General features: G+C 43.9%; 18 protein-coding genes and 1 pseudogene. 6 read left to right on the top strand and 13 right to left on the bottom strand.

Annotated features, from left to right (window positions below):
• Positions 1-26: 26 nt before the first annotated feature.
• The gene (gene polA / locus SGLY_RS10800; protein ID WP_013625324.1) at positions 27-2,744 is read right to left on the bottom strand and encodes a DNA polymerase I; all 2,718 of its coding nucleotides are present in this window, start codon (positions 2,742-2,744) and stop codon (positions 27-29) included.
• Positions 2,745-3,605: 861 nt separating this feature from the next.
• Here polA and SGLY_RS10815 point away from each other — a divergent pair.
• Positions 3,606-4,745 (top strand): annotated as a pseudogene (locus SGLY_RS10815) (2-isopropylmalate synthase); the annotation flags it as partial.
• Positions 4,746-4,827: 82 nt separating this feature from the next.
• Here the strand turns inward: SGLY_RS10815 and SGLY_RS10820 are convergent.
• The 4 genes from SGLY_RS10820 to SGLY_RS10835 all read right to left on the bottom strand — a co-directional run bounded on the left by SGLY_RS10820 (position 4,828) and on the right by SGLY_RS10835 (position 7,675).
• Positions 4,828-5,460, bottom strand: a complete 633-nt coding sequence (locus SGLY_RS10820; RefSeq protein WP_013625327.1) for an IMPACT family protein — start codon at positions 5,458-5,460, stop codon at positions 4,828-4,830.
• A gap of 88 nt (positions 5,461-5,548) precedes the next feature.
• Entirely contained in the window at positions 5,549-5,926 is a 378-nt protein-coding gene (locus tag SGLY_RS10825; protein WP_013625328.1) for a thioesterase family protein, read from the bottom strand.
• Between the two features lie 131 nt (positions 5,927-6,057).
• The gene (locus tag SGLY_RS10830; RefSeq protein ID WP_013625329.1) at positions 6,058-7,020 is read right to left on the bottom strand and encodes an AEC family transporter; all 963 of its coding nucleotides are present in this window, start codon (positions 7,018-7,020) and stop codon (positions 6,058-6,060) included.
• Between the two features lie 235 nt (positions 7,021-7,255).
• Complete coding sequence (locus tag SGLY_RS10835) at positions 7,256-7,675, bottom strand: CBS domain-containing protein (RefSeq protein WP_013625330.1); 420 nt, start codon at positions 7,673-7,675, stop codon at positions 7,256-7,258.
• A 352-nt stretch (positions 7,676-8,027) separates the two neighbouring features.
• Here SGLY_RS10835 and SGLY_RS10840 point away from each other — a divergent pair, with 352 nt between their 5' ends.
• Positions 8,028-9,293: an ammonium transporter gene (locus SGLY_RS10840; RefSeq protein WP_013625331.1), complete on the top strand. Its 1,266-nt coding sequence runs from the start codon at positions 8,028-8,030 to the stop codon at positions 9,291-9,293.
• A 124-nt stretch (positions 9,294-9,417) separates the two neighbouring features.
• Here SGLY_RS10840 and SGLY_RS10845 read toward each other — a convergent pair whose 3' ends face one another.
• Both SGLY_RS10845 and SGLY_RS10850 read right to left on the bottom strand, forming a co-directional pair.
• Positions 9,418-10,803, bottom strand: coding sequence for a PhoH family protein (locus SGLY_RS10845; protein WP_013625332.1), 1,386 nt, complete (start codon positions 10,801-10,803; stop codon positions 9,418-9,420).
• A gap of 141 nt (positions 10,804-10,944) precedes the next feature.
• Positions 10,945-11,661 carry a demethylmenaquinone methyltransferase gene (locus SGLY_RS10850; protein WP_013625333.1) on the bottom strand — a complete coding sequence of 239 codons (717 nt, stop codon included), beginning with the start codon at positions 11,659-11,661 and terminating at the stop codon, positions 10,945-10,947.
• Positions 11,662-11,841: 180 nt separating this feature from the next.
• On the opposite strand from SGLY_RS10850, the gene SGLY_RS10855 reads away from it, so the two are divergent.
• Together SGLY_RS10855 and SGLY_RS10860 are read left to right on the top strand one after the other, a co-directional pair.
• Positions 11,842-12,114 (top strand): late competence development ComFB family protein, encoded by a 273-nt coding sequence (locus SGLY_RS10855; protein WP_013625334.1) that lies wholly within the window; start codon positions 11,842-11,844, stop codon positions 12,112-12,114.
• Positions 12,115-12,314: 200 nt separating this feature from the next.
• On the top strand, positions 12,315-14,564 hold the full coding sequence (locus tag SGLY_RS10860; RefSeq protein WP_013625335.1) for a DEAD/DEAH box helicase: 2,250 nt from the start codon (positions 12,315-12,317) through the stop codon (positions 14,562-14,564).
• Positions 14,565-14,853: 289 nt separating this feature from the next.
• Here the strand turns inward: SGLY_RS10860 and SGLY_RS10865 are convergent, their stop codons facing one another.
• Positions 14,854-15,810, bottom strand: coding sequence for a hypothetical protein (locus SGLY_RS10865; RefSeq protein WP_013625336.1), 957 nt, complete (start codon positions 15,808-15,810; stop codon positions 14,854-14,856).
• A 340-nt stretch (positions 15,811-16,150) separates the two neighbouring features.
• Between SGLY_RS10865 and SGLY_RS10870 the strand changes: the two genes are divergently transcribed.
• Positions 16,151-16,567, top strand: coding sequence for a BlaI/MecI/CopY family transcriptional regulator (locus SGLY_RS10870; protein ID WP_013625337.1), 417 nt, complete (start codon positions 16,151-16,153; stop codon positions 16,565-16,567).
• Positions 16,564-17,766, top strand: a complete 1,203-nt coding sequence (locus SGLY_RS10875; RefSeq protein ID WP_148228128.1) for a M56 family metallopeptidase — start codon at positions 16,564-16,566, stop codon at positions 17,764-17,766. The genes SGLY_RS10870 and SGLY_RS10875 overlap by 4 nt, the downstream gene beginning before the upstream one ends.
• 212 nt (positions 17,767-17,978) lie before the next feature.
• On the opposite strand, the gene nrfD (SGLY_RS10880) is transcribed toward SGLY_RS10875, so the two are convergent.
• From nrfD (SGLY_RS10880) to SGLY_RS10900, 5 genes are all read right to left on the bottom strand, one after another.
• The gene (gene nrfD, locus SGLY_RS10880) at positions 17,979-19,160 is read right to left on the bottom strand and encodes an NrfD/PsrC family molybdoenzyme membrane anchor subunit (protein ID WP_013625339.1); all 1,182 of its coding nucleotides are present in this window, start codon (positions 19,158-19,160) and stop codon (positions 17,979-17,981) included.
• Positions 19,161-19,186: 26 nt separating this feature from the next.
• A complete protein-coding gene (locus SGLY_RS10885) occupies positions 19,187-19,993 on the bottom strand; it encodes a 4Fe-4S dicluster domain-containing protein (protein WP_013625340.1) in 807 nt (268 codons plus the stop codon).
• 22 nt (positions 19,994-20,015) lie between these two features.
• Positions 20,016-21,581, bottom strand: a complete 1,566-nt coding sequence (locus tag SGLY_RS10890) for a [FeFe] hydrogenase, group A (protein WP_013625341.1) — start codon at positions 21,579-21,581, stop codon at positions 20,016-20,018.
• 335 nt (positions 21,582-21,916) lie between these two features.
• Positions 21,917-23,098, bottom strand: coding sequence for an NrfD/PsrC family molybdoenzyme membrane anchor subunit (gene nrfD / locus SGLY_RS10895; RefSeq protein ID WP_013625339.1), 1,182 nt, complete (start codon positions 23,096-23,098; stop codon positions 21,917-21,919).
• A gap of 26 nt (positions 23,099-23,124) precedes the next feature.
• Positions 23,125-23,931: a 4Fe-4S dicluster domain-containing protein gene (locus tag SGLY_RS10900; protein ID WP_013625340.1), complete on the bottom strand. Its 807-nt coding sequence runs from the start codon at positions 23,929-23,931 to the stop codon at positions 23,125-23,127.
• Positions 23,932-23,933 lie beyond the last annotated feature (2 nt).

Genomic DNA, 23,933 nt, shown 5'->3' on the forward strand with positions numbered 1-23,933 from the left:
TAAAGCCCGCTCAATCCTTTTCCCGCTCAGATATGGTATTTTCCCATATCACACCAGTTCACCCCTGTCTTACAGTCCACCTGCAAAGGAACCGTCAGCAAAAGAGCGCTTTCCATTTCCGTTTTCACGATTTGGGCCACCTCAGGCAAGGCCCTGGCTGAGACCTCCAGCAGCAATTCGTCATGAACCTGAAGCAGCAAATTTGCTTCCAACCCTTTCATTGCTTCGTCAACCCTGATCATTGCCAGTTTCATAATATCGGCAGCCGTGCCCTGGATCGGACTGTTCATGGCAATTCTCTGTCCGAACTGTCTGACTGTCCGGTTCTGGTGGTTCAACTCGGGAGTCTGGCGCAGCCTGTTGAGAAGTGTTCTTGTTTCTCCTGTTTCCATGGCATTCACCACAGAATCATTCAAATATTTCTTGACACCGCTGTACCTCTGAAAATATCTTTCTATATAAAATTTAGCCTCTTTCCTGGGGATACGGATGTCACGAGCCAGGCCGAAGTCAGTCAGTCCGTACATCAATCCGAAATTGACGGCCTTGGCTTTACGGCGCATGTCGGGAGTGACCTGCTCCAGGGGAACACCAAATACCTCCGAAGCTGTTCTGGCGTGCACATCCTCTCCTGTCTGGAAAGACTGACAAAGGATCGGGTCCTGAGAATAATGGGCAAGCACCCTGAGCTCGATCTGGGAATAGTCTGCCGAAAACAGCTCCCAGCCTCCTCTCGAAGGAACAAATACCTTGCGCAGCTTCCTCCCCTCTTCCATCCTGATGGGGATATTCTGCAAATTCGGCTCTGTGCTGGATAATCTTCCGGTCGCCGTGACCATCTGCTGAAATGTGGTATGGACTTTGCCGTCCCGGAGCTGGCCAAGCAATCCTTTCACATAAGTCGAATTCAGCTTTACCAGATGTCTGAATTCCAATATTTTTTCAACGATACAGTGTTGACCCGCCAATTCCTCCAAGGTTTCGGCATCCGTTGAATAGCCTGTTTTTATTTTTTTGAGAGGCGGAAGCTCCAGCTGCTCAAAAAGAACCTTACCCAGCTGCTGAGGGGAATTAATATTAAAACTGACTCCGGCAATCTGATAAATGTCCTCCTCAATGACTGCGATTTTCTTTTCCAGTTCAAACCCGATTTGCTCCAGCATCTCTCTGTCTACAGATATTCCCTGTCGTTCCATTTCCGCTAAAACAATACTTAATGGTTCCTCCAGCTCATGAAGCAGGGAGGATAAGCCCAGCTCCTCAAGCTTTTTCCGGCTGTTTTCAAACTCGTGGGCCAGAAGGCCGGCTTCCCTGGCCGCAGAGAAAAAAAGTTCGTCTGCCTGACCGCTTAACAATTCAGCCGCCTGATAGGATGATCTGGTCGGATTCATCAAATAAGCGGCCAGACTAAGATCATATTTGAGGCCGTCCAGACGGACCCCCTCATTGGCCAGAGCAGAGTACAGTGTTTTATGATCAGCCATAATCTTGAATACCCGCGGTGAGCCAAGAAGCTCATGCCACTTCGCCAGCACATTTTTATCTATTTGGGTTCTGTCTAAGGAATAGGTATTTCTCTGGTCGCAGATCCCCATTTCGTTCCAGACAGAGAGATGGGCAGCTTCCCCTTCCAGCCTGTAGCTGATCACCAGCTCCGTTTTTTCCGTCATCCAGCTGCTGATCTGTTCCAGCCAGCCGCCGGGATCAAGAATCCGTTCCTCATAAGACGGCCCTGCTTGACTGTCCCGGTTATCCTCCTGATTATCCTGACTGTCCTGATTGTTTTTGTTGTTCCGGTTGTTTTTCCCGTTTTCGTTGTCCCGCCTGTCTTGACTTTTGGCCGGTCCCCGCGAACGAGCCGGCCCCTCTTGATCTTGATCCAGAGTCTGCTCAAACAGCCTGCAGATCATACTCAGACTGTACTGGTGCAGAAGCCCCAGCGTTTTTTCGCTGTCCGGCTTGGTGCGGACAAAATCCCCGATTTGAAAATCTATCGGCACCTGATCAATCATTGTTGCCAGCTTCTTGCTCAACAAGGCCTGTTCAGGATATTCCTTCAATAATGCTTTAAGCTTGTTGCCCGGCACCGCATCAACATTTTCCAGCACCTGCTCCAAACTGCCGAAACTCCAAAGCAGTTTCAAAGCGGTTTTTTCGCCTATGCCCGGAATACCGGGGATATTATCCGAAGGGTCGCCCATCAGACCCTTTAAATCAATGATCTGTTCCGGTTTCAGCTGGTATTTTTCAAACAGCTTGTCCTTGTTATAACACTCAACCGTAGAAATTCCCTTGATCGTCATCTCAACTGTGGTTTGATCGGAAACGAGCTGAAAGGCATCCTTATCCCCGGTGATGACGATAATTTCCATCCCCTCCGCCTCTGCCCTTCTGGTCACCGTGGCAATCAGGTCATCCGCTTCATAGCCCTCACTTTCCAGAACCGGCACGGACATCGCGCCGAGAATTTCTTTAAGATAGGCAAATTGAGGCTTGAGAGTCTCGGGGGTTTCCTTACGCTGAGCCTTATATTGATCATACATTTCAATTCTTTTGGTTGCCTTTGTTTTATCAAAAGCAACGACCCAGCAATCCGGTTTTTTTTCTTTCTGAATACGTAAAAGCATGGCTAAAAATCCGTGGACGGCATTTGTCGGCAGTCCTTCAGCCGAAGTCAGCGGCGGCAAAGCGTAAAAAGCCCTGTTGAGCAAACTGTTGCCATCCATGATCACTAAACGAGCCATTAATAGACTCCTTTCTCCGATACCTTGATCTTAATCTATCATAACCTTTCTTTGCTTTTGAAACAACCTTGGGCACTGGAAATACCATAACTTACCCAAAGCAAACGGGAATGAAAAAAACGATTTCATGAATAATATAAATAACAGATTGCTTAGACAAAGAATAAACGATGAGGCGGAGAATAAAATGATTAAAGCAAAACGGCGGTCTAAATCCCAATTCCATTCCAATTACGATCAATTCAGAATACATCTGCTGATTGGAAAAGACCATATCAGTGTCAGTGAAACCCTCTTAAGGCAGCCCTCCGACCAGCTATAAAGTTGAAAAGCAGCAAACATTTATCGGAAAATTAGATGTGATCAATTCTTTATTCAAATCCTTCACCCCTATTATTTTGCTAATGACAATTTTATTTAAATTCTCCAAAAGCATACAATAATCCTTTTAGGATCAGAAAAGCCGATTTGGACCGGGATTGTTCCAGCACACAAAAAATAATCTTTGCAAAGAATTGACAAAGCGTTTATCACTTGATAAGATAAAAAAAAATAGTTCAAAATGACTGTGATAGGGAATATTAAGCTGACCGGCAGGTTCAGAGAGCTGTTGTTTGGTGCGAAGCAGCCGAAGCCAAAGCCCAACTCCCCCTTGAGTCGCCGGCTGAACAGTTTAAGTAGGTTGGACGGAAACTTCCACCGTTACAAGGAAGGGAATATCGGATCACAGATCCCGTATTCTGTTTGAGTGAACGGAATGAACCCCGTTAACATGAGTGGTACCGCGAAGGAATAATAGCCCTTACGTCTCATACGAGATGTAAGGGCTTTTTTATTTTTATTTTTAAGGAGGTCCAAACGATGAAAAAGCTCTATTTTTTTGATACAACGTTAAGGGATGGTGAACAGTCTCTAGGAATAACGTTAAATGTCCGGCAAAAATTACAAATCGCCGAACAGCTCGTGCGCCTTGGCGTCGATATCATCGAGGCGGGCTTCCCTGTCTCTTCACCGGGAGACTATGAAGCGGTCAAAGAAATCAGCAAAAATATCAAAGGAGCGGTGATCTGTGGTTTGACCCGCTGTGTCCAAGCGGACATTGATCTTTGCGCGGAGGCCCTCAAATATGCTGAAAATCCCCGGATTCATACCGGGATAGCTGTATCTGATCTTCACATGGAGAAAAAACTGCATCTGAAGCCTGAGGAAGTGATTGATTTGGCCTGTGCCTGTGTCAAACACGCCAAAACGTATTGTCATGATGTGGAATTTTATGCTGAAGACGCGTTCAGAAGTGACCGTAACTTTTTGGCCAGGATCCTTCAGGAAGTCATTAAGGCCGGGGCGACCGTCATCAATATCCCGGATACAGTAGGCTATGCCACCCCCTGGGAATTCGGGGAACTGATCTCATTTGTCAAAAACACTGTGGAAAATATCGATCAGGCCATCATCAGCATTCATTGCCACAATGATCTCGGTATGGCCACGGCCAATTCCATGGCCGGCCTGTTTGCCGGTGCAACTCAGATTGAAGGAACCATCAACGGGATTGGCGAACGGGCGGGCAACACGTCTTTGGAAGAAGTGATCATGGCCCTGCACTCCAAGAAAAAAGAATATCCCTTTGCCCTCAATATCCACACCAGGGAGATTACCGCGACAAGCAGTCTGGTTTCCCGGATAACCGGCATTCCCATTCCCTATCATAAGCCGATTGTGGGCCCCAATGCCTTTAAACATGCCTCCGGGATTCATCAGGACGGGATTCTGAAAGAAAGGGAAACCTATGAAATTATTGATCCGGCCACTATTGGCGCCAGCCAGAATCAGATCATTCTCACCGCCAGATCGGGCAAGCACGCTTTAAGGCACAAGCTTTTTGAACTGGGCTACAGACCGGAATCAAATCAGCTGGACCGGCTTTATGGGGACTTCATCCAGATAGCCGATCAGAAAAACGAAATCTTTGATCAGGACCTCCATACGCTGATGAACTCCCACCCCGGTCATTAATCACTCGTTCATCACCTTTGTCCATCTTCTTTCAGATCCGGATGTCAAACAGGCTTTGATTTTGCCTTCATTGATCTGCCGCCACGGCTTTCAGGATCGTTTCTTTCAATTGACAAACCATCTGCCCGTTGAAGATTTCCCCGATTCCTTTTTGAAAAAGGCTGTCTTCTTTTTGGGGAATATCAACATCAAAAGCTACCGTTTCCTGGAATTGTTCATTGGAGATTTCCCAGCAGTGGTTGCGGATAAAATATCTGACTTGTTCATAATTGGCATAAGGAATGGTCAGGCCGTAAACCAGATGCGGAGTAAGCTTCTCTATGCAAGCATGTTCAATCGCCATTCTGGCCGTCCCGCCATAGGCTCTGGACAACCCGCCTGTACCGAGCAGGACTCCGCCGAAGTACCTGACAACAACAATCTGAACATCCCACAGTTTTTTATGCTGCAACACATCAAGGACCGGCCGTCCTCCCGTCCCCTGCGGTTCACCGTCATCTGATGATTTTTCCAGTTTCCCCCTGTTCAGGCGGTAAGCATAGACATAATGCCGGGCATTAGGGTATTCCTTTTTGACATCGAGGAGCCGGGCCGCTGTTTCGCCTGAGTCTGCGGCGGGGACAGCAACAGCAATAAACCTGGATTTGTCGATAACCTGCTCTGCTGATGACGGCTTGCTGATGGTAATAAGCTCTTCCATTTTCCTTTATCCTTATCTCCTGACCGGCATTTGAATTCCCCTGAGCTATTGCTCCGGGTTACGTTCCTTGATTTCCTTGAACTCCTGATCAGGATAGTTTTGCATAGGCTTTCTCCAGAAACTTTTCGGCATTGATGATGAACCTTTCATGCTCTCCCTCACCGATTTTTTCTTTTTCATCATAAGCCTCAATTTTGAAAGACAGCTTGCGGCCCTCAATCCCGGTGATTTCGGCAACTGCCCACACCTTCATCCCCACGGGAGTCGCCGCCAGATGCTTAATCTCCAGATAGGTGCCGACACTGGTCTGACCTTCCGGCAAATCAAGGGCTCTGGTCGCCGCGTTCTCCATGATGGCCACCATAATCGGGGTGGCCAAAACGTCGAGAGTCCCGCTGCCCAATGTTTTTGCCGTCACTTTTTCTGTCACCACTGTTTCCGACTTTCCCTTGGCACCGATTTCCATATTGATCAGCCTCTTTCTCAAAAACTTTTTTCTCTCTTTTTCTTGTTCCGGGCAAAAAAAGAATTCCCGCTTTGTCTTCTTCTCCAATTCCGGCCTGATGCCCTTGCGCCCCTCACCGGAAACCTTTCCGTCTAAATCGGAAATAAAATTCCGGCCATGTATATGGCCGAGGTCAGCGTAATGGCGCCGAATATCGTGGATACCATGACTTGCTGCGAGGAGAAATTTTCATAGTTGTTGCATTCGATGGCAATCAAAGCTGTGTTTACCGCCGTCGGCACGGAATAGGAAATAAATATGGTCTGAGCGACAACCCCGGAAAAACCGAACAGTTTTATGCCGGCCAGTGCCAGCAAAGGGCCGATAATGAGCCGGGTAAACACGGCGATATTGACATCAATATTTCTAAAATCAAATTCTGTTTGCGAAAGCTGAACCCCTAAGGTGAATAAGGCCATTGGCACAAGGCCGTCTTTGATGTATTCAAGCGTTGGCCATAACGGAGTTGCTGTGATATCAACCATAAAATATTTCAGTACGATCGCCAGCAAAATCGCATAGATTGACGGCATCGTTAAAATCTGGTCAACAGACTCCTTCCAATCCTTCTTGGCTTTCCCCGCATTGTAGAAACCAATGGTATTCATGGTGATATTCATAAAGGTCAAAATAATGACCTGAGCGGTCAGCGCCTGGTTCAAGTAAGGGGTTTCTCCATCAATGACATAAGGGGCATGACTGAAAATAAGGGTGATCAGGGATATTCCTATATTCCCGGCATTGTTAAACATAATCGAATTTTTGAACGCACTGGTCATCCCGATATCATATTTCCGGATTTTAGCGATTACTCTGGCCAGTAAATCATTGGCGATCATGTAGGCCAGCCCGAAAAATAAGATTTTCAGAAGGGTTACGGATAAGCTGGCCGTATAGAGATTAAAAAAGATAAAACACGGAATAAATAAGTAGAAATTAAATTTACTGAGTGTAAATAGATTCAGGCTGAATCTTTTGCTTAACAAAAACCCCAATCCGACCATGATAAAAACAGGTAAAATATTATTCCCCAGGATGTATAGAAAAATAGACATTTTGACTCCTTCATACCGTTTCCTCATCAGCCGAGCTTATTCTGCTTCTTATTTTACCAAGCGATTGCCTCTCTGTCTTTATTTTTCGGACAATTTATCACTGAAAATCCGGGATCCCTTATCCCTAAGGTTTCTTCTTCTTCAGAATTGTGGCCCACCACTCCACCGCGGCATATAAAAAGAGGTGCCTGCAGACACCCCATGATCATTTTAAGGAAAAGAATCTATTTGGATTTTAATGGGTGATTCCCCTGGCTATCCCACTCATGGCATCCGCCTGGTCCGTATTCAGGTGCTCAATGGCCAGGTCGCCCAAAGTGATGATTCCGACCAGTTTTCCACTTTTCAGCACCGGCAGCCTTTTGACCTGGTATTCTGCCATCAGATCGGCGGCCTGGCTGATGGAGTCCTTTTCTTCAATACAAATAGGGTCTAAGGTCATCACCTGCCTGGCCAGGGTTTTCTGCAGGTCTTTTTTTTCGGAAACCGCTCTGACAATGATATCCCGGTCCGTAATAATGCCTAATAGTCTGTCTCCTTCACAGACTGGGACAGCCCCGATATCCTGCTCTTTCATGATTTTGGCAATATCAGACAAGCTGGAATTTTGGTCTGCTGAAAATATTCTTGCAGACATGATCTCACTCACACTCATTTTTACTACCTCCACAGAAAATATGATTTAACGATATTCTTTACTGAAATGAAACAAATATGTACATCTCTTCGATTGGCCTTCCAGAAAAATGAAACGGACCGTTTGCCCGGAAATCTGCCTAAAATTTTTATATGTATACAGTATTCAATGTTGTTTGATTAAGGAAATTATTTCTGAAAACCCCTAATTCTAGCGGATATTTTTGTGCTTGCTTTTCATTTTTCTAATCTTTATAATGTATACAGTAATTTTTTTGGCAAAGAAGCCTGATCAAACTTATGCAAATTTTGCATAGGTTTTGTCAGGCTTCTTTATTTTATAAAAATCGTCATAACTTAGGAGGAGAAAAATGAATACTGGCGACATTGCTTTTATGTCCGTATGTACCGCATTAGTGTTTCTGATGATCCCCGGCCTGGCCTTTTTTTACGGAGGCCTGGTCAAGAAGCGCCATGTCCTTTCCATCATGATTCAGAGTATCGCCGCAATCGGAATTATCACTATTTTATGGGTAGGTATCGGTTATTCTTTAGCTTTTGGACCGGATGTCGGCCACTTTATCGGCAATCTCGATTTTGCCGGTTTGAACAATGTCGGTCTGGAGCCAAAAAGCGAAGGGGCTACGATCCCCCACTTGTTATTTGTTCTCTTCCAGCTGATGTTTGCCATCATTACCCCGGCCATTATTACGGGCTCAACAGCTGAGCGCCTGCGTTTCCCGGCCTATGTGCTATTCATCGCCTTGTGGAGTATCCTGGTTTATGCTCCGCTGGCCCACTGGGTCTGGGGCGGGGGCTGGCTGGCCGACCTGCATATTCTGGATTTTGCCGGAGGTATGGTTGTCCATATCAGCTCAGGTTTTTCCGGTCTGATTGCCGCCCTGGTCATCGGCAAACGCTTAAACAGGGAAAACGACCCGCCTATTCCCCACAATATGCCATATGTCCTGCTTGGGACAGGCCTTCTTTGGTTCGGCTGGTTTGGGTTTAACGGCGGAAGTGAATTGGCGGCTGACGGGATATCCGTTTTGGCCATGACAACTACACATATTTCTGCCTGCGCGGGCTTGCTGGGATGGATGCTGATCGAAAAACTCCATCACGGCAGACCTACTGTTCTCGGCGCGCTCTCCGGAGCAGTTGCCGGGCTGGGGGCGATTACTCCGGCCTGTGCCTTTGTTACCCCTCTTGCGGCGATTGTCATCGGCTTGGTTTCCACCGGCTTATGCTATATTGGGGTAGCCTATCTCAAAGAAAAACTCGGTTACGACGATTCCCTGGATGCTTTTGGAATCCATGGTATAGGCGGTACCTGGGGGACTCTGGCTACCGGAATATTCTGTACGACACTCGTCAATCCCAATGGCGCCGACGGTTTGCTCTACGGCTCTTCCGCCCAGCTGCTCGTTCAGTTTCTGGGCGTTCTTGCAACCTACGCGTATTGCGGCCTGGCAACCTTTGTGATTTTAAAAGTAGTAGGGCTGGTCACCCCGCTTGCCGCTTCCCATGAGGAGCAGGATTCCGGACTGGATATTACCCAGCATGGGGAAAGCGCCTACACTGATTTGGATGGAAGAACTTCTGTGGCTGATCCGGGCTGGAATATCTTTAACTAACAGCGGGAACTGCTCAAATCCAGGAAAATACTCTACCATAAACCACGGGCTGCCGCCTGAACGGATTACTCTGTTCTCTGCGGCAGCCCCTGATGATTAATGCAATCCCTCTCTGTCCAGCCGCTCAGAAAGTGGTCATTCTCACCGCACTGTCAAAGGCCAGCCGGCTGCGCTCACATTCATCATCATTTAATGTGATCTGACAGCAGTAAGGGCTTCCTTTCATCCGTTCGGAGGCAAAGCTCAGCCCATTTGTCCGGCTGTCCAGATAGGGATGATCAATTTGATCCGGATCTCCTGTTAAAATAATTTTTGTGCCCTTTCCGGCGCGGGTAACGATTCCTTTGATCTGTTTCGGAGTGAGATTCTGGGCTTCATCGATCATGACCCAGTTTTTCTGGATAGACCTGCCCCGAATATAAGTAATGGCTTCGGTCGTAATAATGTTGCGCTGGAAAAGCTCGTCTATTTTATCTCTAAGTTCTTTTTCGTTCTTATATCGTTCCTCTTCATCATGGTCAACAAGAATTTCCAGATTATCAATTGCCGCCCGCATAAAAGGCGCCAGCTTTTCTGTTTCACTGCCCGGCAGATAACCGATATCATCGTCAAATTTGACATTGGGGCGGCAAATCAGGATTTTACGATAAGCCCGGTCCTTCTGGTTCATGATTTTATGCAGACCGATAGCCAGAGAAAACAGGGTTTTTGCCGTCCCGGCCGCGCCTTTTATGATCACTAGAGGGATCTCTTCAGAACTCATCATCAATGCTTCCTGCATAAAACGCTGTCCTACATTGCGCGGTCTGATCCCGTACGGACGCTCGTCCGCATATTTCAAAGGAGAAACCTGCCGGCCGTCAAATCTGCCCAGTGCCGTCTGTTTACTGCTCTCAACATTAACCAGAGTGACAAACTCATTCATCACCAGCTGAACATCTTCCTTTTTTCCCGATGCTTCATTAATGATAAAAAGATGCTTAGGGTTTAAGCATTCTTTTTGATAAAAATCATCCATTTTTTTATGTGTTGTATAAACTATGGTTCTGCCCCTGTACTGGGAATCAGGCATAACAACCTGTTCATTCTGAAAATCCTGAACCGTCAAACCGATGATATCCCCTTTTATCCGGACAAAGATATCCTTCGTCACCAGGATAGCCTTTTCATTTCTTTTATTGAGGCCTTTGCAGACCTTTAAGATCCTGTTATCCGCCTTTGCCGGGGACCACCCTGCGGGAAGTTCAATATCATGGAAATTAAGCTCGATGCGCAAAAGCCCCCCTCCCGGCAGTTCAATCCCTTTTGTTAAGTCGCCTTTTTCTCTTAACAGATCAATGATTCGGGCTGTTTGCCGGGCATTTGCCCCGTTTTCCGAAGATTCTTTCTTGAACCGGTCAAGTTCTTCCAAAACCACCTCAGGAATAATCACATGATTGTCTCCAAACGCGAAAATAGCCTGAGGTGATTGCAAAAGCACATTCGTATCAATAATGTAGCTTTTTTTCACAGACTTGCCCCCTTGTTCGTTCTTTAAGCAACAGTATTGACCACGATCATCAAATTCCTGTTACAGCAAGGTAAAGCCCCTGTTACTTTTTAACTTTTCTTTTCCTGCGCCAGAAAAAGCCCTGGGCTTCAGCAGGATTGGTTAAGGCTTCTGTCCATATACAATCGCCACAGCACCACCCATTAAATTTTTATAGCCGGTATTGGTCAGTCCGCATTCACAAAATATCGCCGCTAATTGCTGCTGTGACTCAAATTCGCAGGCGGAGCTGTAGAGGTACTCGTATTCCTTTGCCTTTCCTGCCCATAATTTGCCCATCAAAGGAACCAGCTTACGGAAAAGCAGCCAATAAACCTGCTTAAAGACCGGCATCTCAGGCTTCCCCATATCTATTGAGACCACCATCGAGCCAGACTTGATTACACGGGCCATTTCCCGGACAACCCGGCGAAGCTCAGGCACATTCCTCAGGCCCCAGCCGACTGTTACCCCATCAAAAGTCCCCTGCTCAAAGGGCAACTTCATCGCATCGCCCTGAATGAGGTCTACACGGTCCCGATAAGGGTATTCCAACAAGTTTTCCCGGGCCTTCTCCAGCATCTGCTCAGAAAAATCCAAGCCTGTCACCCGCCCGGAAGGTCCGACACGTTTTCCGATTTCCATCACCATTTTGCCCGTTCCACAGCAAAGATCAAGAATGTTCAAGCCCGGTCCGGCCTTGACTGTTTGTACAGTTTTGCGCCGCCAGGAACGATCCATCCCCATGCTCATCAAGGAATTCATCAGATCATATCTGGAGGCAATGGAATTAAAGGTATCCTGAACATACTGAGATTTATTTTTTTGTCCATACTCCATTTTTAGTATTTCCTTTATTTGTTTATCCTCATTATACAATAATCCTGCTGATAATAAAAAGCCAACTTATTTTTTCGTTTATTTTAAACGAGAATTCCGTCGATCTTATATTTTTTTATACCATTTTTTAGAATTTAATAGTATAATGATTATTATTATCTTTTAGGGAGATTAAAACTAATGTGTGAAATTAAGAATCTTACTGAACTGTTAGTCAGAAAAGCTCTCGATGAATATATGGAACATAATGAACTGCCCTGCAAGTGCGAAAAGTGCCGTGCCGATATCATCACTTATGCGTTGAATCGCTTGCCGCCGAAATATTTCAGTACCCGCAGGGGGGAGATCATCAAGAATGCGGAATCTCAGCTCTTATATGATAAAACAAGAATCTTGACTGAACTTGTTGCCGGAATAACACTAGTTGCCGCCAACCCTGCTCATGAAAGATAATATGATTTTGGCAATGTTGAGGAAAGAAGATTTGTGTTTTGCACAAGCACAGGAGAACTGCTTTTGGCCTAAAGCTGAAAAGCAGTTCTCTCTCTATTTATTCTGAAAATTAAACTTTGGTAATTTTACTTTTTTAGGATAAAATAGTAACTGAGAGATTTTTCCGGGATTCTGTTTCAAGGACAATTATGGAGGATAATATGCGCCAATACAAAGGTCTGCAGCTTGATCAATTTCAAATCGATGCTTTAACTGCCATCAACAATCATTTATCTGTCATCGTTTCGGCCCCGACCGGTACGGGGAAAACCCTTATTGCCGATTATCTCGTGGAAAAATCCCTGAATGAAAATAAGAGAATTGTCTATACAGCCCCGATCAAAGCCTTGAGCAATCAGAAGTTCAAGGACTTTTCCAGCCAATTTGGCCCTGAAAAGGTTGGTATCCTGACCGGGGATATTGTCATCAACCCCGAAGCAGGCCTATTGATTATGACCACAGAAATTTTCCGCAACCAGGTCATCACGGAAGACCCTGAGCTCAATGATGTTTCCTACGTTATTTTTGATGAGATTCATTGGCTCAATGACGAGGACCGCGGCACAGTCTGGGAAGAATCCATCATCCTGACACCTATGCACATCAAGATTCTCGGTTTGAGCGCCACAATCGCCAATGCCGCGGAATTGACCCAATGGATTGAATCAATCAGGGGGGAAGAAGTATTTCTGGTTGAAGAGCAAAAGCGAATTGTCCCTCTGGCCTATTATTATTACACGAAAGATACCGGATCAGTGACCTATGAACAATTAATTGAATTTTATACCTCAAAAATCCGTTCCGGCAGCAATCAGGACGGAATTTCTCTTTTTCAGCCCACCTCTCACCTTGATTTAATCGAGAACATTAAAAATGGCTACCTGCCGGCTTTATATTTTGTTTTCAGCCGCAAACAGTGTGCGGAAAAAGCTCATGAACTGGCCAATACAAATCATTTCTTAACACCTCTTCAGAGTTCCAAAGTGAAGGATTTTTTCCTCGAGCAATTCGGACCCGAAGAAGGCTGGTCTTCCTCAACCAGAAGACTCTTCCGGGTCTGCCGGAAAGGAATTGGCTATCACCATGCCGGCCTGCTTCCGGCCCAAAAATCAATTGTCGAGGATTTATTTTTGCAAAAATACATTTATGTTCTTTACTGTACCGAAACCTTCAGTGTCGGCATCAACTACCCTGTCAAAGCAGTCTGTTTTGATTCCCTGAGAAAATTTGACGGCAGGGATTTTCGGGAGCTTAAAAATCATGAATTTTTTCAAATGTCCGGGCGGGCGGGCAGGCGGGGTATCGATGAAAAAGGTTATTCCTTCGCTGTTGTCGACCTGAATTATCTGTATAAAAATACCCTGCCCAAATTTAATATCAATAAACTGGAACCGCTGTCCAGCCAGTTTAAGCTTTCCTACAACACTGTTCTCAATCTGATGGCTACACTCAATCTGGAACAGATAGAGGTTTTTTTCAAAAAAAGCTTTGCTTCTTATTCTCATCATGTTATATCAGAACGTATTGACCGGCGTATCAGGGAATTGGATCAGGAACATGCGGCCATTCGTTCCCTTTCCTGCCACAACTTAAGCTCTTACCGCTGCCCGGCCAATTATTATCCGAAGCTTAAGGAGTTGGAACGGCTGCGCAAATCATACAACAGGCTTGAGCCCAGAAGAAAGAACAAAATATACGGCAGGGAGATGCTGCGCAAAATTAAAAAATGGGAGAAAGTCCTCCACTCTTCCCCCAAAAAATGTTCTCTGAAAAAACAGGAAAATTGCAAATCCCTGTCTTCCAGATGGCGGGAAATTAAAACGATGAAAAATGATCTTCAGGCTCAATTGTCCGTATTGGCCGATCACAATACTTTCTTAAATGAATTCTTATATAAAAAAAATCAGCTGGCCCAATTAAAATACATTGAGGGTGATCTTATTCTGCCCCGCGGCGAATTTGCCCGTCATATTTATGTCCAGGAATTACTGGTCACAGAATTGATTTTTTCCGGGTATCCGGAAACTCTGGACGATGATGAACTCAATGCTTTGATCTCCTGTATTGATTATGAAAATAAAAAGAATGATTTCTTTATCAAAAATGACTCTTTAGATTTTTCCGCTGTTAAAGAAATGATAGAGTATCTCCAGTCCATTTGCGGTACGGAAGCGGTTCGTTTTGAATCTCGTGTCGCCGGAATCACCTATGCCTGGAGCAAAGGGGCTGAATTCAGCCAGATCCATCATTTGTGCAATTTAGATGAAGGAGACATTATCGCTGTTTATCGCCGTACAATCGATCTCCTGCGGCAGATCAAAGAAGCTTCAACTGATCCGCTTTTCCAAAAAAGAATTTCCGGCTGTATGAAAAAACTGGATCGGGACGAGGCTTCCATCCTTGAGCTTTGAGTCATCCTTTAAATTATTGCCCTGGGCTTGCAGGGAAATCGAGTAGGAGGCTACTTCATTAATTGAGTAGACCGACCTCACTCTACGATACGTACTGATCTGTATACGGCGCGGTTCAACCGCATAAGTGCAATTTCCATTGAGACTCGTATTGCGCAGAGAAATCATAATATCCTGCTCGTGCTAGTCTCTTTCGTTGTTAATAGCTGTGCTGAGAATTGGGCTTCCGACTGTTTTGCCGCTCTTTGGCTCTTTGACGTACAGTTATTCAGCTGAAAAAAGAAGATGTCTATTCAACATTTAAAGTAAATCTATAAGAACTATCAAGCGGCCTATATTCAGTTTTATCTGCATCAAAGGGATCTTTAATTACCCAACCCATTATTTCATATTCTCCTTCTTGCTGCGGTGCATTTATGTTCACGATACCTCGAACCAACTCACCATTTTCAACTTCACATAAGATGTAATCCTGATTATTAATATTAGACTGCTCCAATCCAATAGTAATAATAACGGCTACTTCCTCACAATCTTCATAACCGCCGACTTGATACTGTAAAGAAAATTTTTCACCTGCTGGTAGCTTTAATTCTCTACCTGGCATCGTTCTCTTATATTCTCTGGTGTCAGTATTCAACAGTAGTCCAGCCGCTTGATACCCTGTGACGGTTTCTGTCTTTTCGATATTATACTCTGATTGTGCCATAGCATTATCTCTTCCAAAAGATAGCATGTGATCAATTGCGATAGAATAATTATTTGACATTTCAAAGTTAACTTCATTTGTTAATACATCAGTTCCTGCAGTGAGTATTGCCAACAATGAATGATTATAATTTGTGTCAATAGGCTCAGCTAATTGAAACGTAAAATCACGTCCGAAATTTTCAGGAGCATCTATGAAAAACGTATTATACTCTGTACCGTCAATCTTTATTGGTACTTGCCTACAATCTATGAAAACCTGTACTGAAAACTGTCGCTGCTGACCTCCGTTTTCAACTCTAAAAAGCATATCATCATTATATTCTTGTAATTCTATGATGCCTTTTCGTTCTAGATTTTTTGACTTAGCAGTATATAAGTCAAAGTAGTATCCTCGAGTATTCTCGCTCACTAAATGTTGTACTCCATCATTTTCTTCGCGTATTCTAGAATTATTGCATCCCGTTAAGGCAATTATTTGCATTAAAACAATTATAAGAATACAGAATTGATAAATTCTTTTTTTTTGTGTGTTCATAAATATTGCCCCTCCCAAACGACTTTTGATTTCACATTATTGTAAAAATGTAAAATCAATGCGTATAACAAAGTCGAAGTGTATTCAACTTTGCTATACGCTGTATTGTAAGCAGTTCCTGCTTTCCTTTTTATAAACATAACACGCCCTTTCTCGTACAATTATTTTACGGTATTTTCACCACTAACTATGTAATATAATTACAACGTCATTAAATCATTCAATTATATATTTGTCAAGTAATAATAAAACATTCAATTAAAATGATTGCAGGTCTATTATTGATATGTTTAATTTTTTTGTATAAAATAAACTCATCTAGATAAAGGGAGAATTATAAATGTCAAAGCAAAAAAACAACTCAAGATTAACCGAAAGAGAAATGGATATACTGAATATTTTGTGGTCATCGGACAAACCTCTGGTCGCTTCCGATATTGCTAAGATGGGTAATTCATTAAGTATCAATACCGTACAGGCCGTATTAAGAAATTTGTTGAGTAAAAAGCTGGTTGGGATTGCAGATATTGTTTACAGTGGCACAGTTCTTTCACGTAGTTATCAAGCAACTGTAAGTTCAAGGGAATACACTATGCGGCAACTTATCAACCAGTTTCAAAATTTAAATGAAAGTGTTTCAATGCCTAGCATTATATCAACTCTGTTGGAGTACGAAAAAAACGAAGAATCTGTTATTGAGGAATTAGAGAAAATGCTGAAAGAACGCAAAGAGAAAATTAAAAGAAAAGGACAGTGATCCATTTGGAGTTTTCTTTCACCTCTTTTTTTACCATGATATTATTCAGTAACGTTATTATTATCATTATATGGTTATTCTTAAAAAAGAATAAGAATGTTGATCCTATTGAAATTAACTTTGCTCTTTTTTTAATAGCAATCGTAATTATACGCCTATTCGTTCCAATTGAACTTGATATAGCAAATACTGTGGATTGTACATTTTTGCTACCTGATATGGTTTCCTTCATGAATTTTCGTTTGGTACCCATTAGCAACAGTTATTTGTATGTCTATCATATTTTATATACTGTTATGATGACAGGTACTTTAATAGGATTTATAAGAAGCCTTATTATTTTTCAGAAATTTAAAAGCTCAATATGTCAATTACCAGCAGAGATGCATAGCAGAATACAGCCTATTCTACAGAAAGTTTTAAAAAAGTATTCTAAGCCTGGCCACTTTACTATTATGCTATCATCTACAATTACAACTCCACTTATATTTGGCCTGAAAAAGCCAACCATTGTTTTACCTGACTTAGACTTTTCTGATGATGAATTGTTTCATGTTTTTAGTCATGAAGTTAGACACTATTACAATCATGACCTTTTAGTTAAATTCGTTATGGAATCATTGTGTTTACTGTATTGGTGGAATCCGCTCGTTTTATTACTTAAAAAACAGGTATCTAGGGCACTTGAATTACATACGGATATCATGACTACTAAATCAATGAGTGAATTAGAACGCATCAACTATATGGAATGTCTTCTAAAAACAGCTAACTACCGAAGAAAAATAAGACAAGGCAATTTAATGTCAACACTCAATAGTGATGGTTGTACTCTAAAACAGCGTTATCATATTGTCATGGATTGTAGAAATTCGAAACCTACAAACAAAAATATGAAAAGTATATTTTTAGCAGGAACGCTTGTATTAACATTAACAATCTTTTCATTCTCCTTTGTGTTTAAACCATACTATTTTTTACCAGAAAACGAAGCGACAGTTTTAGTTGAATTGACAGCGGAAAACGCCTACTTGATAAAAAATGATGAAAATAACTTCGATTTACATTTAAATGGTGAATATTTTTCCACCATAAATGAGATTAAGGAATCCTATTCAAATTTACCAGTTTATGAAAATTTTAGCGAGGTGCAAAAAAATGAAGGTAATTATGAAAACCCTATTCGCATTTCTCAATAACTAACTCTAATACTTTTAGCATGATAAGAGAAGGAGAAATGCAGGATTTATATCCTGTTTTCTCTATATCCTCTCTTTTATATATCTCTTTCGCCCAATAGAAAAGACGCCTCACCTGATGTGAGACGCCTTGGGTAGACTGTGTTTTGTTACCGCCGCTTGCTTTTTTCTCAGCTTTTCGCAGATTCATTCTGCTTTTCTAATTATTTTTCTTATTTGTAGAAAGCGTATCTGCCGTCTTCAGTCATAATTCCTACCGTAGGTTCATCACCTCTGTGACTGAAAACACTGAAGTTTTCTGACAGGAACAGGAACGCCAGGCAGCCGATAGATATCAGTCCCAAGCATACGATGACTTCGATCCAGGACGGGAAATACGCGCTGCCATATTGTCCGAAGTATTCGCTTACTCCGGTAAATACCATGTTGAAGCGGTTTAGAACTACACCTCCGACCGTTAGCAGGCCGAAGATCGTTTGTCCTTTGCTGGTTCCCGCTGATTTACTGAAGGCAATGAAGATCGGGATCAATACGCCGGCTCCTAATTCAATTAAGAACATGATGCTGGCATAATCAAACGCGAATACTCTGCCCAGATTTCCCGCTATCGCCAAATCAACGATCTTCATCCCCAGGTACAGAACCATCAGTGCACCCGCGATCCGGATCAATCCTTTTAAAACGGATGGATCGACATCATAGTTGAACGCTTTTCCACAAAGTCTGATCACTACCGCCATCATAGCCGGGCCTACAAACAAGGAGGTCACCAGGAAAAACGGAGCGATTAACTGTGATGACCAGAGGGGATCAAGTTTGCCAAGCATCAGGTAATACAGTCCGCCCAGCGAAGATTGGTGCAAAGTCGGCAACGTGACTCCAATAACTAATAATACCGGCAAAGCCGCTTTAAAATATTTATGATAACCTTTAAAAACCTTCTCTGTCGCCACTTCACAGAATTCTAATACCTGCACTATCGCGTAGATCGTGATACAAACTAAGACTTCGAACAGGACACTCTCATGACCCCAGGATACGAAGGGTGTCCAGAAGTTGAACCATTGTCCGATATCAACAAACAGCCCAAGGATACCGGTAATATATGCGATCAAAGATATGAGCATCCCTATTCTGGCTACCGGGAAAAATTGGTCTCTGCGCAGTATGAATACCATGAATGCCATGGTAAATCCGCTGCCGCCTAAGGCAATTCCTGTGAAAACAACAAATTTCCAGAGCCCCCATGTCCATTGGTCGTTTTGGTTGGTTGCAACACCCAGACCCCAGATCAAACGCACCAGAATCATGAGTATCCCTAATACAGCCAAGGCCGCAAATACAAGCCTCATTGGGGTTATTGTAAAACTCCATCTCTTACGAGCCGTTTCCATTCTTTTCCCTCCTTACGTTCTTATCATTATCCCAGGTGATCTTTACCTTTATTATTGTATACGTACAGTCCGGCCAGAATCGCTGCCCAGCTCAAACCGACAATCGGGGTCATCTTCATGTAACCCGCGGTATAAGACGGCATCGGTTTGGTTGTCACATTCGTATTGAATCTCATCTGTTCAAACGGCACATCAGAGATATACAGCCACTGGGTTCCCCCTGCTTCTTTTTCTCCAAACACTCTGTCCACATAACCGTTTTCTTTAATTCTCTTTTTCGCTTCGGCCAAAAGTTCTTCTCTTTCGCCAAAGATTATCGCTCCCGTGGGACATACTGATGCACAAGCTGGAGCTTCGTTATTGGCCACCCTGGTCGGACACATCTGACACTTTTTTACACCAGGTATTGCTTTTTTCCATTCATACGTCAGAACGTCGAACGGACAGGCCATCATACAATAGCGGCAGCCGACACAGAGGCTCTGGTCATAAATAACCGGGCCCTGCGGAAGCTTCTGAAACGCTTTGGAGAAACATGCTGAGGCACAGACCGGTTCCTCACAGTGCATACATTGTGTTTTTACAAACCTCCAGGCCGGAGATCCGTCCTTTTCTAAGTCATAATGGTTGATTGCCGTCCACTCTTCCGGCCAAAGGCCTTTATTGGGTTCCTTCGCTCTATCTATCGCTGTCTTGGTCTTTTCCTCTGCCGTCCATTCCAGCTCGTTCCACAACTTACAGGCTACTGAACAGCTCTCACATCCTATGCACTTCGGTATATCTACCAATACTCCATAACTCTTGCTGTTTTCTGTTTTTACTTCACTGCTCATTCCTCTTCACCTCCCGGGCATTTTAATACTCTGATGGTTTTTTCGCAGTTAAAAGATGATCCTTCGGTACATAATGAGTATGCAGAAGCAGTTCCGCCTCTTCACTTAACGGCTGTCCTAAAAATTCAGTATAAATCTTTTTAATTTCCGGATTTTCATGACTTAAACGAATTCTCATGCTCTTATCGATTTTATAGACAGCTTCGATTCTTTTCTCTCTGACCCTATCCTGAGGAGGCACCGAGGATCTTGGCTGTCCACCGCCGCTGATACAACCGCCGGGACATGCCATAACCTCAACCAAACGCCAGGGCGCCTGACCGGCATTGATCATATCACAAATTTTTCTGGCATTGTTTAACCCTTGAGCAACGGCTATTTTCTCCTCACCAATACCGGGGATTTCCAAAGTCGCCTCCTTGATGCCCTGCAAGCCATGGACGGGCTGCAAATCAAGCACTACAGCCGGAGGCTGCTCACCGGTAGCCAGGAAGTAAGCTGTTCTGACAGCCGCTTCGATAACTCCGCCGCTATTGGCAAAAATATAACCGGCACCGGAAGCTTCACCGACCAGATTGTCAAAATCGCTGTCTTGAAGCTTCGCCAGATCGATCTTCTTCATTTTAAGCATCTCTGAAAATTCTCTGGTGGTCAGGACCACATCAATATCCCGCATACCGGGTTTGTTGTGATATTTTGCGGCGCTGTTCAATTCTTCACGAGTACATTCATACTTTTTAGCGGCACATGGCATAACCGCCACTGAGACGATTTTACTGGGATCAATACCCTTCTTTTCGGCGAAATAGGTTTTAATCATGGCCCCCATCATCGCCTGAGGGGATTTAGATGTCGAATATTTCGGAATCATTTCCGGATAGTAATATTCCATAAATTTTACCCATGCCGGGCAGCAGGTCGTAAACATTGTATAAGGGGCAGTGGGATCCTTCAATCTATGGACATGCTCCGAAGCTTCTTCCATAATCGTCAGGTCGGCAGCCCAGTTCGTATCCGCAACATAGTCAAACCCGATTTCTCTCAAAGCCGCGACCATTTTCCCTTCGACATTGGTTCCGATCGGGAATCCGTAATCATCACCAATCGCAACTCTGATCGCCGGCGCAGTCTGGGCAATCACAATTTTATCCGGGTCGGCGAGGGCCTCCCAGACTTTTTGGGTATCATCGACTTCAGTGATGGCCGCAGTCGGGCACCAGTGGGTACATTGTCCGCAATTCACACATATTGTTTCATTTTTAATCGGCAGCTTGTAATATCCGTATACCGTCTGAACATTTTGACATACCTCGATACATTGCCCGCAAAGGATACATTTCTGGTCATCCCGGGTAATTGACGGATTTTTAGGATCAATTGATATTCTTCCTTTAACCTGAGTGGGAAAATCACCCCGATTATCGTACTGAGTCGGCAGCCAGCCATCTCCTCCTGCCGCCTTTTCAGGCGTAAGCGGTTTACCGCAGCCGGCAAGTCCTAAAACAGCTCCTGTCACACTCAATCCTCCGGCAAATTTCAAAAAGGAACGCCTGGATAATGTAATTCCTTTTTTAACTTTTTCTGCCATATCTTTACCTCCTTGCTTTAAGAATTTTTAAAATTTTATTATTTTGTACTTATTATAATTTATTTTTATTTTGTTTACCAGATGAATTTATCGTTAATTTATAATTTCTGCTGCCAAAAACAGCAACACATGGAATCCAGCCTTTATTCTCTTCTTTGTTTCCTTTCTTTACGGTCTATTTTAAGACAAAAAATCTTAAAAACCCGTAACAATTGTTACTTATTCAAAATATTCTCTTCGGGAGCAATAAAAAAAAGCAACCACCCTAATCCATGAATAGAGCAGCTGCCTTTTCTCAGCTTTTCGCAGATTCATTCTGCTTCTAATTATTTTTCTTATTTGTAGAAAGCATATCTGCCGTCTTCAGTCATAATTCCTACCGTAGGCTCATCACCTCTGTGACTGAAAACACTGAAGTTTTCTGACAGGAACAGGAACGCCAGGCAGCCGATAGATATCAGTCCCAAGCATACGATGACTTCGATCCAGGACGGGAAATACGCGCTGCCATATTGTCCGAAGTATTCGCTTACTCCGGTAAATACCATGTTGAAGCGGTTTAGAACTACACCTCCGACCGTTAGCAGGCCGAAGATCGTTTGTCCTTTGCTGGTTCCCGCTGATTTACTGAAGGCAATGAAGATCGGGATCAATACGCCGGCTCCTAATTCAATTAAGAACATGATGCTGGCATAATCAAACGCGAATACTCTGCCCAGATTTCCCGCTATCGCCAAATCAACGATCTTCATCCCCAGGTACAGAACCATCAGTGCACCCGCGATCCGGATCAATCCTTTTAAAACGGATGGATCGACATCATAGTTGAACGCTTTTCCACAAAGTCTGATCACTACCGCCATCATAGCCGGGCCTACAAACAAGGAGGTCACCAGGAAAAACGGAGCGATTAACTGTGATGACCAGAGGGGATCAAGTTTGCCAAGCATCAGGTAATACAGTCCGCCCAGCGAAGATTGGTGCAAAGTCGGCAACGTGACTCCAATAACTAATAATACCGGCAAAGCCGCTTTAAAATATTTATGATAACCTTTAAAAACCTTCTCTGTCGCCACTTCACAGAATTCTAATACCTGCACTATCGCGTAGATCGTGATACAAACTAAGACTTCGAACAGGACACTCTCATGACCCCAGGATACGAAGGGTGTCCAGAAGTTGAACCATTGTCCGATATCAACAAACAGCCCAAGGATACCGGTAATATATGCGATCAAAGATATGAGCATCCCTATTCTGGCTACCGGGAAAAATTGGTCTCTGCGCAGTATGAATACCATGAATGCCATGGTAAATCCGCTGCCGCCTAAGGCAATTCCTGTGAAAACAACAAATTTCCAGAGCCCCCATGTCCATTGGTCGTTTTGGTTGGTTGCAACACCCAGACCCCAGATCAAACGCACCAGAATCATGAGTATCCCTAATACAGCCAAGGCCGCAAATACAAGCCTCATTGGGGTTATTGTAAAACTCCATCTCTTACGAGCCGTTTCCATTCTTTTCCCTCCTTACGTTCTTATCATTATCCCAGGTGATCTTTACCTTTATTATTGTATACGTACAGTCCGGCCAGAATCGCTGCCCAGCTCAAACCGACAATCGGGGTCATCTTCATGTAACCCGCGGTATAAGACGGCATCGGTTTGGTTGTCACATTCGTATTGAATCTCATCTGTTCAAACGGCACATCAGAGATATACAGCCACTGGGTTCCCCCTGCTTCTTTTTCTCCAAACACTCTGTCCACATAACCGTTTTCTTTAATTCTCTTTTTCGCTTCGGCCAAAAGTTCTTCTCTTTCGCCAAAGATTATCGCTCCCGTGGGACATACTGATGCACAAGCTGGAGCTTCGTTATTGGCCACCCTGGTCGGACACATCTGACACTTTTTTACACCAGGTATTGCTTTTTTCCATTCATACGTCAGAACGTCGAACGGACAGGCCATCATACAATAGCGGCAGCCGACACAGAGGCTCTGGTCATAAATAACCGGGCCCTGCGGAAGCTTCTGAAACGCTTTGGAGAAACATGCTGAGGCACAGACCGGTTCCTCACAGTGCATACATTGTGTTTTTACAAACCTCCAGGCCGGAGATCCGTCCTTTTCTAAGTCATAATGGTTGATTGCCGTCCACTCTTCCGGCCAAAGGCCTTTATTGGGTTCCTTCGCTCTATCTATCGCTGTCTTGGTCTTTTCCTCTGCCGTCCATTCCAGCTCGTTCCACAACTTACAGGCTACTGAACAGCTCTCACATCCTATGCACTTCGGTATATCTACCAATACTCCATAACTCTTGCTGTTTTCTGTTTTTACTTCACTGCTCATTC

The sequence above is a fragment of the Syntrophobotulus glycolicus DSM 8271 genome, assembly GCF_000190635.1.
Taxonomy (GTDB): Bacteria; Bacillota; Desulfitobacteriia; order Desulfitobacteriales; family Syntrophobotulaceae; genus Syntrophobotulus; species Syntrophobotulus glycolicus.